At 69.6% G+C, this 16,726-nt stretch carries 11 protein-coding genes; 6 read left to right on the top strand and 5 right to left on the bottom strand.

Annotated features, from left to right (window positions below):
• Positions 1 to 166: 166 nt before the first annotated feature.
• On the top strand, positions 167 to 1,741 hold the full coding sequence (locus ACZ69Q_RS20100) for a DUF1996 domain-containing protein (RefSeq protein WP_471043474.1): 1,575 nt from the start codon (positions 167 to 169) through the stop codon (positions 1,739 to 1,741).
• 68 nt (positions 1,742 to 1,809) lie between these two features.
• Here the strand turns inward: ACZ69Q_RS20100 and ACZ69Q_RS20095 are convergent, their stop codons facing one another.
• Positions 1,810 to 2,241 carry a hypothetical protein gene (locus tag ACZ69Q_RS20095; protein WP_471043472.1) on the bottom strand — a complete coding sequence of 144 codons (432 nt, stop codon included), beginning with the start codon at positions 2,239 to 2,241 and terminating at the stop codon, positions 1,810 to 1,812.
• A 70-nt stretch (positions 2,242 to 2,311) separates the two neighbouring features.
• Here ACZ69Q_RS20095 and ACZ69Q_RS20090 point away from each other — a divergent pair, with 70 nt between their 5' ends.
• The 5 genes from ACZ69Q_RS20090 (at position 2,312) to ACZ69Q_RS20070 (ending at position 7,697) form a co-directional block, all read left to right on the top strand.
• Positions 2,312 to 2,860 (top strand): tetratricopeptide repeat protein, encoded by a 549-nt coding sequence (locus ACZ69Q_RS20090; RefSeq protein ID WP_471043730.1) that lies wholly within the window; start codon positions 2,312 to 2,314, stop codon positions 2,858 to 2,860.
• 130 nt (positions 2,861 to 2,990) lie between these two features.
• Positions 2,991 to 4,916 carry a hypothetical protein gene (locus ACZ69Q_RS20085; protein WP_471043470.1) on the top strand — a complete coding sequence of 642 codons (1,926 nt, stop codon included), beginning with the start codon at positions 2,991 to 2,993 and terminating at the stop codon, positions 4,914 to 4,916.
• An 80-nt stretch (positions 4,917 to 4,996) separates the two neighbouring features.
• Positions 4,997 to 5,893, top strand: a complete 897-nt coding sequence (locus ACZ69Q_RS20080) for a metal-dependent hydrolase (protein ID WP_471043467.1) — start codon at positions 4,997 to 4,999, stop codon at positions 5,891 to 5,893.
• Entirely contained in the window at positions 5,893 to 6,951 is a 1,059-nt protein-coding gene (locus ACZ69Q_RS20075; protein ID WP_471043466.1) for a PDR/VanB family oxidoreductase, read from the top strand. Before ACZ69Q_RS20080 ends, ACZ69Q_RS20075 begins: the two co-directional genes overlap by 1 nt.
• 56 nt (positions 6,952 to 7,007) lie before the next feature.
• On the top strand, positions 7,008 to 7,697 hold the full coding sequence (locus ACZ69Q_RS20070) for a TetR/AcrR family transcriptional regulator (protein WP_471043463.1): 690 nt from the start codon (positions 7,008 to 7,010) through the stop codon (positions 7,695 to 7,697).
• Here the strand turns inward: ACZ69Q_RS20070 and ACZ69Q_RS20065 are convergent.
• From ACZ69Q_RS20065 to ACZ69Q_RS20050, 4 genes are all read right to left on the bottom strand, one after another.
• Positions 7,694 to 8,044 (bottom strand): 5-carboxymethyl-2-hydroxymuconate Delta-isomerase, encoded by a 351-nt coding sequence (locus ACZ69Q_RS20065; RefSeq protein WP_471043462.1) that lies wholly within the window; start codon positions 8,042 to 8,044, stop codon positions 7,694 to 7,696. The two genes, ACZ69Q_RS20070 and ACZ69Q_RS20065, sit on opposite strands and share 4 nt — an antisense overlap.
• Positions 8,045 to 8,072: 28 nt before the next feature.
• Positions 8,073 to 9,737, bottom strand: a complete 1,665-nt coding sequence (locus ACZ69Q_RS20060; RefSeq protein WP_471043460.1) for a SpoIIE family protein phosphatase — start codon at positions 9,735 to 9,737, stop codon at positions 8,073 to 8,075.
• Positions 9,738 to 9,810: 73 nt separating this feature from the next.
• Positions 9,811 to 15,225 carry a pullulanase-type alpha-1,6-glucosidase gene (gene pulA / locus ACZ69Q_RS20055; RefSeq protein WP_471043457.1) on the bottom strand — a complete coding sequence of 1,805 codons (5,415 nt, stop codon included), beginning with the start codon at positions 15,223 to 15,225 and terminating at the stop codon, positions 9,811 to 9,813.
• A 116-nt stretch (positions 15,226 to 15,341) separates the two neighbouring features.
• The gene (locus ACZ69Q_RS20050) at positions 15,342 to 16,664 is read right to left on the bottom strand and encodes an alpha-amylase (RefSeq protein WP_471043728.1); all 1,323 of its coding nucleotides are present in this window, start codon (positions 16,662 to 16,664) and stop codon (positions 15,342 to 15,344) included.
• Positions 16,665 to 16,726: the final 62 nt, after the last annotated feature.

The following is a 16,726-nucleotide window of genomic DNA, read 5'->3' as shown; positions in this document are numbered from 1 at the left end:
ACAACTCCTGGTGTTTCAGGGGCCGTTGAGCACACAGCGTTCTCACGAATCTCTCAACAATTTCCGGGACGGCTGAACACCCCTGGGACCGGCTCCGTATGAATGGGAGCCGCTTCACTCCTGTCGGGCGCCTCGATGCCCCGAAAAAGGAAGTCAGAGGAGTTCCATGGGACGCAACATTCGAAAACGCCGTACGCCGCTGGCCACCAAGGCCATAGCCGCATCGGCGGCCCTAGCGCTCGGTGGGGGCGGGCTTGTATGGGCCAACTTCTATGCTTCGGCGCACGAGGACAACTCTGGGTGGAACCAGACGAAGTCCTCGAACGCCCGCGTCGCGACGATCAACTGCCCTGATGTCGGCCAGAAGCTGACGAAGGTGCCGAGGAGCGCGCGCAGGGGTGTCGCCAAGGAGCTGGCGCTGCTGGACAGGCAGGTCACGGATGCCTACAAGCGTCTCGCCGAGACGCGGCAGGCCCAGGCGGGGGACGCCAACTTCGTCAACAACGCCATCCTCGGCCCGCTGAAGTCCAAGCGTGTGGCCACGCTCGACCGGATCGGCATCAACATCAACCGGGCCGGCGGCCAGCGCCCGCAGAACCTCGACCAGCTCGCCCAGTGCCAGGGCGTCCCGGCCGAGCAGCCTGAGACCAACGACGGCCAGCAGGACGGCGACCAGAACCAGGACGGTCAGGACCAGAACAACGACGGTCAGGACCAGAACCAGGACGGTCAGAACAACGACGGTCAGGACCAGGGCGGCCAGGACGGCGGCGGACAGGACCAGGGCGGCAACGGCGGTCAGGCCGGCAACGGTCCGTCGGCGGACGACTTCGTGGACATCACGCAGGTCCAGGGCAACGCACAGCTCGGTGTCGGCGCGAACGGCCTCCCCGCGAACGGTGACAGCGGTTCGACCGGTAGCTTCACCACGAACTGCGGCACCAACGAGAACGAGAACCGCAACTCGGACAACGTGATCGTCGCTCCCGGTGTCAGCAACGGTGCGCAGCACCAGCACGACTACGTCGGCAACCAGGCCAACAACGCTTTCGCGAGCGACCAGGACCTGGCGAACGGCGACACCACCTGCCAGAACCAGGGTGACGCGTCGTCTTACTTCTGGCCGGTGCTGCGAGTGCAGGACGGTCAGAACGACATCGACGCGAACGCCCCCGGTGGCGGTCAGGACGGCAACGTCGGCACGATCGTCCAGGCCAGCGAGGCGCAGCTCAAGTTCGTCGGCAACAAGACGAGCGATGTCGTCGCGATGCCGCAGGCCCTGCGCATCATCACCGGTGACGCCAAGTCCTTCGTGAACGGCAACAACAACGCCAACGCGAACTGGAGCTGCACCGGCTTCGAGGACAAGGTCCAGTTGCACGACAAGCTCCCGATCTGCCCCGAGGGCAGCTCGGTGGTGCGGACGTCCAACTTCCAGAGCTGCTGGGACGGTCAGAACATCGACAGCGCCAACCACCGCACGCACGTGGCGTTCGTCCAGGGCGACGGCACCTGCGCCAACGGTTTCCAGGCGATCCCCCAGCTCCAGGTCCGCCTGGTCTACGACGTCCAGGCGCCGCAGATCCAGAACGGACAGGTCCAGAACGCCTTCGCGGTGGACTCCTTCCCGGACCAGTTGCACAAGGCGATCACCGACCACAACGACTTCATCAACTTCTTCGACGAGAACACGATGAACGAGATGGTCCAGTGCATCAACAGCGGGCAGGACTGCCAGTAGTCCTCACCCAGTAGAAAGCCGGCGGTGGGTTTTCCCACCGCCGGCTTTCGCTTTTCCGCTCTTCGCGGTCAGCCGTGATGGCCGCCCTTGTTGTGACTGCCACCGGGGTTCATGTGCGCGGAACCCTCTTCCATGGTCCCGCCGAGCTTGCTCTGCAGCGTCGTGACCGTTTTCTCCTGGCCCACGGCGACCCATTTGCGGCCGACGAGGTAGTAGCCGCCGTAGTCTTTCGCACCGCTCAGCCACTCGGCCTGGCCGCGGTCGGTGGCGAAGGTGGCGAGGATGTACTTGTCCTTGCCGGTCTTGCAGATGGCCTGGCGGATCTCGTCGGCGTCGGTCTGCATGTTCGGGTCGCACTTGGCCATGGATGCCAGATGCTCCAGGCTGCCGGTCGCCGTCTCGGGCATGTCGGCCGCCTTGTCGCCGCCGGCGCCACATCCGGCCAGCGCGAGCACCGCCACCGCGCCGGTCAGCGCGAGCATCGGTCGGGTCAATGTCATCTGTTCCTCCGGTCCATGCCGCACAGAGCCCCGGCAGGAGCCCTTGTCTCCCATACGGCTGTGGTGGGCGATGCGCTCAAATACGAGGCTCTCACGGGCACGGGTGTGCGATTGTGGGCCGGTGAACCAGGACTGGGAAGACCGCGTGGCCACCGCATGGGCGAGCTTCGACACCTACCCCGAGGCGAAGGCGGCCGACTTCCGCGCCGTCGTCGACGCCCTCGTCGCCGAACTGCCCGCCGACAGCCCGCTCGGGCCGTTCGAGCAGGCGTGCGCATGGGACTCGACGGGCCACTCGGACAAGGCGGTGCCGCTGTACCGGGAGGCCCTGGAGCGCGGGCTGAGCGGCTACAAGGGGCGGCGGGCCAAGATCCAGCTCTCCAGCTCGCTGCGGAACGTCGGGCAGGCGGAGGAGGGCGTCAAGCTGCTGACACCCGAGCTGGACGCGCCGTCCGACGAGCTGGACGACGCGGTGCGGGCGACGCTGGCGCTGTGCCTGTCGAGTCTCGGGCGGGATCGGGAGGGGCTGGCTCTGGTGCTGGGTGCGTTGGCGGCGCATTTGCCGCGGTATCAGAGGTCGATGGCGAATTATGCGCTGGCGCTGGTTGGTACGCCGTAGGGATTGCCGGGATCGGTGTTCTCGGCGTCTGCGGGTGCGTTGTGGCTGGTCGCGCAGTTCCCCGCGCCCCTTGGCGGCGCTGCCGAACCGTTGATTGTGACCTACCCGCCATTCGCTCGTTCTGCTGAACGTGCAGTCACAGGATGTCGCCCCGCGCCCCGCAGCCGAATCCGTCGACCCGGTGGTCGACGTCGAGCGGGCCGAGGCCGCGCTCGTCGAGCACTACCCGCGTCTGGTCCGGCTCGCCTACCTGGTGCTGCCGCCGAGCCTCGGCCGCAACCGGCGCGTCCTGACGGCGCACTCCCTCACCCAGCGCGCACTGCCCCGCGGCCGCACGGCGGCGGCACCCGTCATCCCGGCCCAGTCGACCGGCCGCGACAGCGACCCCGGGTACGCCTTCCTGCGGCTGCGCGTCCTGCGTACGGCCCTGGAGGCGGGCTGGACGCTCAAGCGCGCGGCCTGGCCCAAGCGCTCCCAACTGCCGCCCCTGCTGCCCCAGGTCTGGGGCCTGCGCCTCTTCCCCCGGTCGGGCGGCGCCGACGAACTCGCCCTGGACCAGCGACTGTCGGCGCTGTCCGGCCCGGCGCGGGCGGCCTACGTCCTGCGCGGTCTGGAGAAGCTCCCGGACGGTGACGTACGCGAGGTGCTGACGGCGGCCGGCGTCGAGGACGCGGACGACGCGCTGGAAGAGGCCGACGCCGTACCGGCGCAGTACGCGCTGCTCGACTCCCCCGAGTTCGACCCCTGCTCGCTCCAGGCCCGGCCCACCGATCTGATGCGGCGCAGGCAGCACCTGCGGGCCGCGCTCGCCGCCGGCGCCGCCCTGCTCGTGTGCGGGGCGCTGCTCGGCCTGCCCGGCGAAGGCTGGGCCCCCGACGGTCCCGCCGCGCCCTCGTACGCGCAGAACCCGGCTGCCGAGGCCGCCCTGGACCCGGCCCAGCTCACCAAGGTCCCGGCGCTGGCCTGGCAGTCCGCCACCCGCACCGACTTCTCCGTGTGGCCGGCGCGCGGCGACCTCACCGGCGACTCGGCCCTGCTGCGCCGCGCCCTCGCCGTGTGGGCCCGCCCCGGCGAGACGGTGACGGTCTCGGCGACCCCCGGCACCCCGGCGGGCGGCCCGCCCGGCGCACCGCAGCTCCTGTACGCGGGGACGGTCGACACCGCACACGTGGTGATCCTCTACGACGGTCTGCGCATCGCCCGCTACGCCGAGCCGACGGACGGCACGGCCGGCGCCGCCCTGGACTTCTCCCGGGTCGACGGCGCGGGCAGGGCGGAGGCGAGCGCCGTGGTGCTGAGCCGGGCCGACGGCAATGTGCGCTATCTGCTGGCGCCCTGGGTGAAGAGGGCGGCGGAGCGGGATCTGCTGAAGCCGGGTGCGGGGGCGATGGATCTCGGCGTACGGGAGGGCATCACCTCGCCCTTGGCTAGTCCGATCGGCCAGCAGACCGGCGCGTGCTCGTCGTGGAACGTCCTTCAGGTGACCGACAGCACGGGTACGCGTCTGCTGACCGACCTCGCAGAACTGGTGCCGGCCCGGCTCACGACGGGCCGGCCCGGTGCGGCCGAGGACGTGAGCGGGGCTCGGGCACTGCACACCTGGGCGCCGTACTCCTGCTGGCTGGGCGCGATGCGCTCGGCGGGGGTGCGCTCGGTGAACGCCTGGTCGTTCGCCGCGCAGCCGTTGCCCGACGGCACCGGTGCGGCGGACTGGGTGTGCACCCGCGCGGAGACCTGGCGGGGCGGCGGCGAGCGGGTGCTGGCCCAGTTCCGTACGCCGGGCTCGAAGCTCGCGGCGGTGGCGGCGAAGGCGCAGAACGTTCCGGCGTGCGGAGCACGCGACCCGCATGTGCTGGCCGGGGTGCTGTGGAAGGCGAAGGCGGGCGGCTGGTACCTGCTGGCGGCCGGCACGGCCGACACGGCGTCGATCACCGCGACGGGCGGTGTCCACGGCTCCGCCCGGAGCAACCTCCTGACCGCGGAGGCGAAGCAGGGCGCCCAGGCGAAGCTGAAGGGCGCGCTGGACAGCGGCCGCGTGATCAACGGGCTCCAGTGAAGCCCGCCCTGCTGACACAGATGTAAATAAGGGCGTGCAAGAGGGTTCACCGAGGCCCTACCCGTCAGTACATTGACGCCATGTCTAATACGCCGGACCGTGTGCCCCTCAAGGCGCGCAAGGTGTCCTTCTCCTGGGACGACACCCCGTTGCACTGGGTGCCCGGGGACCCGTTCAGCACGCACACCATCAACGTGCTGCATCTGCTGCTGCCGGCCGGCGAGCGCTGGTTCGTGCATGTCTACAAGCAGGTGCTGCCGTACATACGGGACGAGCAACTGCGCGAGGACGTGCTCGGGTTCATCGGGCAGGAGGCGATGCACTCGCAGGCCCACGACGAGGTGCTGCCGCATCTGCGGGAGCAGGGGCTCGACCCGACGCCGTACACCGCACAGGTCGACTGGCTCTTCGAGAAGCTGCTCGGCGACCGCACGCTGCCGCCGGGCCGGGCCCGCCGCTGGTGGCTGATGGAGCGCGTGGCGCTGATCGCGGCCATCGAGCACTACACCGCGTTCCTCGGGGACTGGGTGCTCAACGCCGAGGAACTCGACCGCCGCGGCGCCGACCCGACCATGCTGGACCTGCTGCGCTGGCACGGGGCCGAGGAGGTCGAGCACCGCTCCGTCGCCTTCGATCTGTTCATGCACGTCGACGGCGGCTACCGGCGGCGGGTGCGGACCTGGGCGACCGCGTTCACGGCCCTGGTCTTCCTCTGGCAGCGCGGGGCGCGGTTCTTCATGGAGAACGACCCGACGCTGATCGACGGCCGCGCCACCTTCAAGGACTTCTACGTCCGGGGCCGGCACGGCACGCTGCCCGCGACCGGGGAGATGCTCAAGTCCATCCCGCGGTATCTGAGCCGTGCCTACCACCCCTCGCACGAGGGCTCCACCGAGCAGGCCGTCGCCTATCTGGCCTCCTCTTCCGCCGCTCTGGCCGCCGAGACGGCCGAGCAGTCCGCGAAGGGTGCCGCCTGATGCCGAAGCTCCGCACCGTGGCCGTCGTCGCCGGTACCGCCCTGCTCGTGCGGCGGGCGATGCGGCGCCGTATCCGGTCCTCGCCCCTGTGGCCGATGCCCGCCCTGGCGGAGCCGGTCTCCGGGCGGCCCCGGTCGCGGGCGCTGCGCGTGCTGGTGGCCGCGCGCGAGGAGGTCGCCGAGGGGGTCGTGCAACTGCGTCTGGAGGGGCACGATCTGCCGCGCTGGGAGCCCGGCGCGCATCTCGACCTGGTGCTGCCGTCGGGGCTTGTGCGGCAGTACTCGCTGTGCGGCGACCCGGAGGACGGCTCCTCGTACACCGTGGCGACCCGGCTGGTGCCGGACGGGCGGGGCGGCTCGCGCGAGGTGCACGAGCAGATCCGTGCGGGCATGGAGCTGGAGGTGCGGGGGCCGCGGAACCGTTTCCCGCTCGTCGAGGCCGAGTCGTACGTCTTCGTCGCGGGCGGCATCGGGATCACGCCCGTCCTGCCGATGCTGCGGGCGCTGCCGGACGGCGTCGAGTGGCGGCTGCTGTACTGCGGGCGGGACCGGGCGTCGATGCCGTTCCTGGAGGACGTCGAGAAGCTGGGCCGGATGGGGGTCCCCCCGCTCGAGCGAAGCCGAGAGTGGGGGAGGGTGACGGTCGTGGAGGGGCCGGCGGACCTCGACGGGTTCCTCGCGGACGTGCCCGAGGGTGCCGCCGTCTACTGCTGCGGGCCGGAAGGGCTGATGGCCGCGGTGGAGGAGCGCGTCCCGCGGGTCCGGACGGAGCGGTTCGCGCCCCGCGCCCTCGGAGGGGACGCCTTCGAGGTCGAACTCCGGCGCAGTGGGCGGACGTTGAGCGTCCCCGCCGACTCGACGGTACTGGCCGCGGTGCGCGCCGAGTTGCCCGACACTATGTACTCCTGCGAGCAGGGTTTCTGCGGGACCTGCCAACAGCGGGTGCTGGAGGGCGAGGTGGACCACCGGGACGAGTTGCTGACCGACGCGGAGCGCGCCGACTCCATGCTGATCTGTGTGTCGCGGGCACGAGGTGATCGACTCGTACTCGACATGTGAACGCCCATGGTCGGTCCGGTCCGTTCGGGGCCGGAATCGATCGGTAAGGTGTTCGCATGACTACCGGGGTACGGCGAAGAATGGGAGTCGAGGAGCGACGACAGCAGTTGATCGGCGTCGCCCTCGAACTGTTCAGCCAGCGCTCGCCCGACGATGTCTCCATCGACGAGATAGCGGCGGCCGCGGGGATCTCACGCCCGCTGGTCTACCACTACTTCCCCGGCAAACTCAGCCTGTACGAAGCCGCGTTGAAGCGCGCCTCGGAGGAACTCGCGGGCCGGTTCGTCGAACCGCAGGAGGGGCCGCTCGGGGCGCGGCTGCTGCGGGTGATGCGGCGGTTCTTCGACTTCGTCGACGACCACGGCCCCGGTTTCTCGGCGCTGATGCGCGGCGGCCCCGCCGTCGGCTCCACGGCGACCAACGCGCTCATCGACTCCGTGCGCCAGGCCGCATATGTCCAAATCCTTTCGCATCTGCGCGTGACGGATCCACCCGCGCGACTGGAACTGGTCGTCCGCTCCTGGATCTCGCTCGCCGAGTCGACGGCCCTGATCTGGCTGGACGGCCGGCGCATCCCGCGCGGCGAGCTGGAGGTGCAGCTCGTGCACGACTTCGCCGCGCTGGCCGCCGTCAGCGCGGCTCAGGACGAGGAGATGGGCATGCTGCTGCGCGGCATGCTCAAGGAGGAGCCGGCCGACGGCCCGTTCGCGGACCTGGTCACCCGGCTGATCTCGCTGGCGTCCTAGAACTTGCGGTACGACGCGTCGAGGTCGCGGACCTCGGCGGAGGCGTGCAGCACGATCCCGTCGTCCTCGATGTGCTTGCGGAGGAGTTCCAGGACCGCCTCGGTGAGCTTCGCCTTGGTCTCGTCGCTGCGGCCGGCGAGCAGGCCGAGGGTGACGTGGACGACCGCGTGACGCTGCTCCTCGGGGTCCTCGTAGCCGAAGGCCGTGAAGTCGCCGGCCCGGAACTGCGTCTTGCACGCCTCCGGCTTGGCCGCCGCGATCTCGACGGTCGCGGTGTGCAGGTCCCGGGCGAAGGCGGCCCGGTCGAAGGAGATCGTCTTCGAGTGGTCGACGGTGATCTGCGGCATGAGCACTCCTGTTCTACGTCGGCAGCGCTCACCCTAACCTCAGGGCCAGCATCGCGATGTCGTCGTCCCTGTCGTGCCCGAAGCAGCTCAGCAGGGTGTCACAGAGCGCGTCGAGGCCGTCCGGGGCACCTGCGGCGGCCGTGCGCAACTGCTCCATGGAGGTGGACAGGTCGATGCCGCGGGTCTCGATGAGGCCGTCGGTGACCATGAGGAGCCGGTCCTCCCGGTTCAGCGCCAGCTCGCTCGGCTCGGGCCGGTCGAGAGCCAGCCCGAGCAGCGGACCGCCCACGTCGACGTACTCGGCCTTGCCCTCCTCCCGCACGATCACCGGCGGGATGTGGCCCGCGTTGGCGATCCGGACCCGCCCCGTGCCGGGGTCGACCAGGGCCAGGCAGACCGTGGCGGTGACCTCGGGGTGGTAGCACAGCAGCATCCGGTCGAGCCGTTCGGCAAGCACCCGCGGGTCGCTCTCATCGACGCAGTAGGCGCGCAGCGCGTGCCGGATCTCGACCATGACGGTGGCCGCGTCCAGCGAGTGCCCGACGACGTCCCCGACCGCGGTGAGCACTCCGTCCCGGGTGGGCAGGGCGGCGTAGAAGTCGCCGCCGATCTCGGTCTGCCGGGAGGCGGGGACGTACCGTACGACGAGATCGACGCCCGGCAGATGGGGCAGCCGGTGCGGCTGGGGCAGGAAGCTGTGCTGGAGGGTGAGGGCGATGTCCCGCTCGGCCTGGTACATGAGCAGCGGCTCGGCGGCGAGCGCGGTGGCTTGCGCGAGGCGCTCCACGACAGGAAGTGCCGCGTAGTGCCGTCGGTCGTCCGCGGCCACGTCGTGGCCGGCCGGGCGGTTCCCCGCGTCGCTGAGGAGCGCGGTACTCGCCGGTGTCGCCATGCATACCCGGGCTCGGCCCTCCGTGGCCGACGCCAGCACCAGGTGGGCGTCGTCCTGGGCGCCGGGACGGAAGAGGCCCGTCGGCCACAGGGGCGCCGGGACGACGGTGCTGTGCAGGCCCGCCCGTCGGCCCGCGATTCGCGTGATCAGCCGGGCCGCGGCCTGGTGCGGGCCCGCGTCGGACAGGGCGAGCCGGCTGCGAGACGTGCCCTGGTGCGCTTCCCCGTCCGGACCGATGACGAAGACGACAGCCGGCGTCCCGGCCAGCCGTGCCGCGCCCGCGGCGGCCGCGTCGGCCAGCTCCCCCAGGCAGCGCGCGGTCTGCACGGTGACGATGGCCTCGGACAGCAGCGTCAGCCGGTGGGCGAGCGTCTCGGCGGCGGTGCCCCGGCGCGCCCTGCGAACGGCCGCCTGCACGACGGCCTCGATCTCCCTCGGTTCGGCCGGCACCGTCAGATAGGCGTCGGCGCCCGCGTCGAGTCCCCGGCACCGGTCCCTGGCGTCCACGGCCGTCGCGGAGAAGTGGACGACGGGCAGCGCGGCCGTGGAGGGCCGGGACTTGACCCGGCGGCACAGTTCGAAGCCGCTCATGTCCGGCAGTCCGACGTCGACGAGGGCCACGTCCGGCAGGCCACCGTTTCTCAGCCGTACGTCGAGCTCGCTCAGCGCCTCGCCCGCGCTCGCGACGGGGACGACGTCGTGACCCGCGCGGCGCAGCACAGCGCCCATGGCATAGCGGTTGGCCGGGACGTCGTCGACGACCATCACGGTCGCGCCCGACTGCTTGACGTCATCGTCCATCGTCGGCAGCCCCTGGATACGCATGAGTGGGGCGGCCCGGTGACCGGACCGCCCCACTCAAGTTAGTCCCGTATCAGAGGGTTCGGGTGAAGACTGCGACAGTACGACCCGGAACGGCGAACGTGCCCGTTTTCGCGTCATAGGAAGCGGACTTGACGATAGGGTCCGCACCCGAGTCCTGCACCGGGTGCAGCTTGTACCCGTCGCCGGTGAGCGAGGCGACGCGCTGCTCCTGCCGCTCGGGGGTCGCGTTGAAGACGACGACGAGGTCACCGAGCCGCATGGTGATCACGCCGGGCGTCTCCTCCTTGCCGGACAGCGGGAAGGAGAGCTTGGACTGCACCTGATCGGCGGTGTCGAGGGAGAAGGCACTCTCCGCCGAACGGATCCGCAGCAGGTCCCGGTACGCCGCCGAGGCGCCCTCGATCTGCTCGCACCCGACCTTCACACCGCTCAACAGGGGCTTGGCGTACGGCCACTTGGACTGGTTGTCGGCCGCCATCGGCAGCCCCCGCCCGAAGCCGTTGCCGTCGGCACAGTTCCAGTGGATGGCGTTGAACCAGTCGCCGCTGTCGAAGGAGTTGCGGTCGAGGGACTTGGAGCGCAGCAGGTCGGTGCCGGCCTGGGAGAGCGCCGGGCCCTGCGACAGGGTCGCCGTGGCCATGGCGAGGACCTGCATCCGGGCACGGTCGGCCGCGCTCGTCGTGGCGGGCAGCTTGTACGTCAGCGCGTCGAACAGGGACTCGTTGTCGTGCGCGTCCGCGTAGGCGAGTGCGTCGCCGGGGGCGGCCGCGTAGCCGGCGGGTGCGCCGTTGTAGTCGACCTCGGAGCCCTTGACCTCCTTGCCGCCGGTGTCGGTGAAGCGGTAGTCGGCGAGGTTGCCGGACAGGCCGACCTTGATCAGGTCCTGGTAGTGCAGCAGGCGTGCCTTCTGCTCCGCCTCGGTGCCGTTGTTCTTCGACGAGTTGGGCTCGGTGTACAGCCCGGACGCGAAGCCCTGGATGCCCGGGTCCTCGTCGAAGGGGCCGCCGCCGCGCACCGCGTCACGGGCACGGTCGGAGAAGGTGGCGATGCCGGTGCCGGCCATGTTCTTCTGCGTGGCCTGGACGAAGCGGGCGTCGTCGGCGACCTCGCCGAAGTTCCAGCCCTCGCCGTACAGGATGATCTTCTTGCCGTCGACGCCGTCCTTGGCGAGGGTCAGCTCGTCGAGGGCCTTGCGGACCGCCAGGATGTTGGCCTTCGGGTGGTGGCCCATGAGGTCGAAGCGGAACCCGTCGACCTTGTACTTCTTGGCCCAGGTGACGATCGAGTCGACGACCAGCTTGCCCATCATGGCGTTCTCGGTGGCGGTGTTGGCGCAGCAGGTGCTGTTCGCGACCGAACCGTCGGGCAGGAGCCGCTGGTAGTAGCCGGGGACGATCCGGTCCAGGACGCTGGTGTCCGCCTGGCCGCTGGCCGCCGTGTGGTTGTACACGACGTCCATGACGACGCGCAGCCCGTCCTCGTTGAGCGCCTTGACCATGCGGCGGAACTCGACGGTACGCGCGGTGCCGTCCGGGTCGGAGGCGTACGAACCCTCCGGAACCGTGTAGTGGTACGGGTCGTAGCCCCAGTTGTAGGCGTCCTTCGCGGCGGTCTTCGCCACGCACTCCTGCTGCTTGTCGGAGTCGGCCGGGAAGGAGGCGAGGTCGCAGTCGGGGCTCGCCTGGTCGGACTTCTTCTCGGGGATGGTGGCGATGTCGAAGGCCGGCAGCAGATGGACGTACGACGTGCCCGCCTCGGCCAGCCTCTTCAGGTGCTTGGAGCCGTCGCTGAGCTTGTCGGTGAAGGCGAGGTAGGTGCCCTTGCCCTTCGCGGGCACCGTCGTGTCCGCCACCGAGAAGTCCCGCACGTGCAGTTCCTGGATCTGCGCGTCCTTCAGCGGCACCGCCTTGGGCTTGGTGTAGGTGGACCAGCCGTTCGGCGCCAGGGTCCGGTCGTCGAGGTCGACGAGGAGGCTGCGCTCGGAGTTCGCGGTGAGGGCGACCGAGTAGGGGTCGGTGACCTTGTTGGTGACGACCTTGCGGACGCTGGGCGCCCAGACCTTGACGACGTACCGGTACTGCTTGTTCTTCCAGGACTTGGAGCCGGTGACGGACCAGACGCCGGTGCTGTCGTTGCGCTTCATGGCGACGGTGGAGTCACCGATCTCCAGCTTCACGGACTGTGCCGTGGGCGCCCAGACGGACAAGGTCGGACGGCCCTTGTCGAAGGTCGGTCCGAGGTCCGCCTCGGTCGCCCCGGGGTACAGGTCGTCGAGCGCGCCGGCGATCTGCACACCGGTCGCGGCCAGTACGGCCCCGTTGGCGGCGCGCTGGGAGGCGACGAGCTGGCCGCGCAGGGCCTCGCGGACCCGGTCGCGGTCGCGCGGGTCGACGGACCAGGCGGTCAAGTCCTTCAAGTGCGGGAACTGCGCCTTCTGGGCGTCGCTGAGCGAGCTCTTCGACAGCCGCAGCCACTTGGCTTCGCCGGTCAGCGCGCCGTCCTTCACGGCGATCTCGCCGTCCCGGCTGTACAGGAGCTGGGTGGAGGCGGCGGCCTCGGAGCCGGTCCAGGCGAGGGTGTTCCGGTCGATCCAGACCGCCTTGGAGGTGGTCAGGTCGAGCGCGGCGGCGGACCCGGCCGGCTGCGGAAGCAGGTACTTCTCCTGGCCGCTCAACAGCCACACCTCGTGGCCGTTCGCCGTGAGGTCGAGCGACTGGTCGGCGGGCAGGTCCTTCTCGTCGCCCTTGTGCAGGATGTAGCTGAGGCTGGTGGCACCGTCGGTGAGCGGTACCTCGAAGACCGCACCATAGCTGTCAGTCTTCACCGGCTTCAGGGGGTTCGACCACTCGGTGGGGTTCGCTGCACCCGTCCAGGTGTGCAGTCCCCAGCCGTCGTAGTTTCCGTCGGCGCGGTGGTAGTGCAGGAGGGCCTTGGACTTGTCCGGCGCCGGGTAGTCGGCCGCCGGCTTCTCGGTGCGTACGGCCTCCTTGCCCTGCTCGACCCAGATCTCGCCGGTCTTGGTGACGTCGATCGTGCGGTCGGCGGAGACGTCCTTGTTGCCGTCCTTGTCGATGACGAGGTAGCCGACGGACGAGGCGCCCGGCTTCAGCTTGACGTAGGCGAAGGCGCCGTAGGAGTCACGGCCGGTGAAGGGGTGGCTGTCCGGCCAGTCGGTGGACTCGCCCTCGGCGAGGTCGCCCCAGGCGTACAGGCCCCAGTTCGCGTAGTCGCCGTCGGCACGCTTGTAGTGGACGATCGCGTAGTCGCGGGAGGAGGCCGTGGGGGTCTCGGGCGCGGGCGGGGTGCCCGTGGTGGAGGCCGCCGTGGCGCTCTTCGTGCGGCCCGCCGAGTCGATCACGACGGCCTTGTAGCGCAGGGCGGTACCGGCCGGTACGTCCTCGCCGATGGCCTGGGTGACCTTGTACGGGGCGTGGTCGGCGGAGCCGAGCGTCTGCCACTTGCCGCCTCCGACCTGGGCGGCGAAGACGACGCGGTTGAGCTGTCCCCCGTCGATGTCGGCGCCGATCTCGACCGTGCCGGTGGCTCCGGCGGCCGGGGCCTTCAGGGTGATCGTCGGCGCGGTGGCGGGCTTGGCGAGCTTCCCGGCCGCCTTGTATACGACCGCCGAACCGGCGGGGACCGTGACGGTGACCTTCTTGTCGGCGTCGCTCTTCAGGGAGCCGTCGCTGCCGTGGATCCCCTTGAAGGTCATGCCGGCCGAACCGGTCGCGAAGGTCGCCGTGCGCGCCTCGCCCGCGTTGTTGAACGCGACGACGTACTCGGTGCCCGTGCGCGCGTCGGTGCGGGAGAAGGCGTAGACGCCGGCGCCGTCGGCCGCGTAGCGCTCGGTCTGGACGCCGTCGGCGAGGGCCGGGTTGGCCTTGCGGAGCTTGGCGAGGGCGCTGATCTGCCGGTACAGCGGGGCGTCGGTGTCGTAGGCGTCGCTCGCGTGGGTGCGGTCGGTGCCGAGCTGGTCGTCGTCGAGGTAGTCGGCGGTCTTCGAGGCGAAGAGGGTCTGGCGGGCGTCCTTGTCGCCGCCGGAGCCGGTGAAACCCTGTTCGTCGCCGTAGTACACGACCGGGTTGCCGCGGCTGAGGAACATCAGCTCGTTGGCGAGCTTCGCCTTCTTCACCAGTTCGGCGTCGGTGGCCTTCGGGTTGTCCTGGTTCAGGAAGTACCCGATGCGGCCCATGTCGTGGTTGCCGAGGAAGGTGACCTGTTCGTAGGCGTTGGCCTTGTCGGTCGTGTACTTGTAGTCGCCGCCGAAGACGCCCGCGAGCCTGCCCGCGCTGCCGCCCTGGGAGGCGTACTGCCGTGCGGCTTCCTGGAAGGGGAAGTCGAGGGTGGCGTCGAGGCGGCCCTCGGTGACGTAGGGCGACGTGATGGAGGTGTCGGCGGAGTAGACCTCGCCGAACATGAAGAAGTCGTCACGGCCCTGCTTGGCCGCGTAGGAGTCGAGGGCCGTGGCCCACTGGGTCCAGAACTCCATGTTGACGTGCTTCACGGTGTCGATCCGGAAGCCGTCGATGTCGAAGTCCCGCACCCAGCGCTGGTAGATCCTCTCCATGCCGCTGACGACCTCGGGACGCTCGGTCCACAGGTCGTCGAGCCCGGAGAAGTCGCCGTGGGCGGAGCTCTCACCGGCAAAGGTCGAGTCGCCCCGGTTGTGGTACATCGTCGGGTCGTTGAGCCACGACGGGACCTTGACGTTCTTCTTCGCGGCGGGCACGGTCGGCGTGCGCGGGAAGGAGTCCTTGTCGACGGCCGGGAAGGCGGACCTTCCGTCCGCGTAGTCGGCGTCGTCGAACGGCTTGCCGTCCTTGGTCAGGTACGGGAAGGCGCCCTTGGAGAGGTAGTCGTAGGACTTCTCCTCATAGTCGACGACGTCCGCCGTGTGGTTGGTGATGACGTCGAAGAAGACCTTCATGCCCTTGGCGTGCGCCTTGGAGATGAGGGTCTGAAGGTCCTTGTTGGTGCCGAAGTGCGGGTCGACCTGGGTGAAGTCGGTGATCCAGTAGCCGTGGTAGGCGGCGGAGGCGTCGCTGCCCGTGCCCTGCACGGGCTGGTTCTTGAAGATCGGCGCCATCCAGATGGCGGTGGTGCCCAGGCCCTTGATGTAGTCGAGGCGCTTGGTCAGGCCCTTGAGGTCACCGCCCTGGTAGAAGCCCTTGTCGGTGGGGTCGTAGCCGGTGGCGAGGCGCGAACCGGTCAGGCCGCCCTTGTCGTTGCCCGTGTCGCCATTGGCGAAACGGTCCGGCAGGACGAAGTAGAACTGGTCACGGGTGGCGTCGTGCCGGGCGGGCTCGGCGGCGAGCCTGGCGTCGGACGGGGGCGCGGGCGGAGTCTGCGCCCGCGCCGCGAGGGGCTGGACGAGTGCTGCGGTCAGCGCGGTGACGGCGACCGCAGCGACCCGTCCGACATGGGCGCCTCGACGCCTCGACGGCGATGGCCATCTCGATATCACAGATGGGCTCCTAGCGATTACGGCTCTGTGGGTCCGACCCCGCGCGAAACGTATCGCCGCCGTAAGGATTACAGCAAGAGGCTTGAAACCATCGGTAAAAACTTTCAGTTGGGTGCTCAGCAGCTCGACTTGCCGGCGTAGACCGCCAGGGCCGTGTTGGAGCCGAGGGTGGCGGTGAGCTGACCGCTGGAGTTCACCGTCACGGTCGTGTTGTTCTGCACGTTGCAGTAGGTCCCGGCGGGCAGGGACGTCTGGTAGGTGCGACTCAGCGAGCCCGACTCGTGGTTTATTGCCACGAACCCCTTGCCACCCCGTCCGAAGGCGATGGCGTCGCCTCCGTTGTCCCACCAGTTGGTGACCGACTCACCGCGGGTGGCGTTGCGGAAGGCCACCATCGACTTGATCTCCGGCCAGTTGTGCTGGCACTTCCAGCCGTTCTGCCAGCAGGCGGTCACCGACCCGCCGTTGGGAGGCCCGGCGTCCGCGTCGGAGAACTCGTAGCCGGAGTTGATGTCCGGGGCGCCGTACGGGTAGGCCAGCATGAAGACGTTGGCCAGCGTGTAGTTGGCGCCGTCCTTGTAGTTCAGGGTGGAGCCGTTGCGCTCGGTGTCGTGGTTGTCGACGAAGACACCGGAGACCGAGCTGCTCATGTAGCCCCAGCCCTCGCCGTAGTTCTTCAGATAGGCGAGGTTCTCGTTGTTGAAGACCCGCTTGAGGTCGTAGGCGTAACGGAACTCCTGGACGTCGCCGTTGCCCGTGTACTCGGTCGGCTGGACGGCCTCTCCGCTGCCGTAGATGGCCTCTTGCTTCCAGTAGACGGAAGGGTTCGTCAGCCGGGACTTGATGTTGGCCAGGTCGGCGGCGTCCATGTGCTTGGCCGCGTCGATGCGGAAGCCGTCGACACCGAGCGAGAGCAAGTCGTTCATGTAGCCGGCGATGGCGCCGCGGACGTAGGACTCGCCGGTGTCCAGGTCGGCGAGGCCCACCAGTTCGCAGTGCTGGACGTTCCAGCGGTCCTGGTAGTTGCTGATCTGGCTGGTGCAGTCGTCGAAGTCGAACGACGAGTACAGGCCGGGGTAGTTGTACTTCGTGTACGACGAGCCGCCGGTGCCGGTGCCGCTGCCCGCCGACATGTGGTTGATGACGGTGTCGACGACGACCTTGACGCCGGCCGCGTGGCAGGTGTTCACCATGTTCTGGAAGGCCGTACGGTCGCCGAGACGGCCGGCGATCCTGTAGCTCACCGGCTGGTACGAGGTCCACCACTGCGAGCCCTGGATGTGCTCGGCGGGCGGGGAGACCTGGACGTAGCCGTAGCCGGCGGGGCCGAGCGTGTTGGTGCACTCCTTGGCGACCGAGGCGAAGTTCCACTCGAACATCACCGCGGTGACGTCCTTGGTGCCGGGCGGAGCGGCGGAAGCGGGGGTGGCGGGGGCCATCAGGGCCGCCGAAGTTGCGGCGAGCGCGGTCGCGGTGACGGACCATCTCGATATCACAGGCG

The organism is Streptomyces sp. NPDC036764 (genome assembly GCF_055609385.1).
The sequence above is the reverse complement of the archived record's forward strand: the minus strand, read 5'-3'. Positions and strand labels throughout refer to the sequence as shown.

Excerpts from the sequence above, each read along its gene's own strand:
- ACZ69Q_RS20100 (WP_471043474.1), top strand. The coding sequence starts at position 167 with ATGGGACGCAACATTCGAAAACGCCGTACGCCGCTGGCCACCAAGGCC.
- ACZ69Q_RS20095 (WP_471043472.1), bottom strand. The coding sequence starts at position 2,241 with ATGACATTGACCCGACCGATGCTCGCGCTGACCGGCGCGGTGGCGGTG.
- ACZ69Q_RS20090 (WP_471043730.1), top strand. The coding sequence starts at position 2,312 with ATGCGCTCAAATACGAGGCTCTCACGGGCACGGGTGTGCGATTGTGGG.
- ACZ69Q_RS20080 (WP_471043467.1), top strand. The coding sequence starts at position 4,997 with ATGTCTAATACGCCGGACCGTGTGCCCCTCAAGGCGCGCAAGGTGTCC.
- ACZ69Q_RS20075 (WP_471043466.1), top strand. The coding sequence starts at position 5,893 with ATGCCGAAGCTCCGCACCGTGGCCGTCGTCGCCGGTACCGCCCTGCTC.
- ACZ69Q_RS20070 (WP_471043463.1), top strand. The coding sequence starts at position 7,008 with ATGACTACCGGGGTACGGCGAAGAATGGGAGTCGAGGAGCGACGACAG.
- ACZ69Q_RS20065 (WP_471043462.1), bottom strand. The coding sequence starts at position 8,044 with ATGCCGCAGATCACCGTCGACCACTCGAAGACGATCTCCTTCGACCGG.
- ACZ69Q_RS20060 (WP_471043460.1), bottom strand. The coding sequence starts at position 9,737 with ATGGACGATGACGTCAAGCAGTCGGGCGCGACCGTGATGGTCGTCGAC.
- ACZ69Q_RS20050 (WP_471043728.1), bottom strand. The coding sequence starts at position 16,664 with ATGGCCCCCGCCACCCCCGCTTCCGCCGCTCCGCCCGGCACCAAGGAC.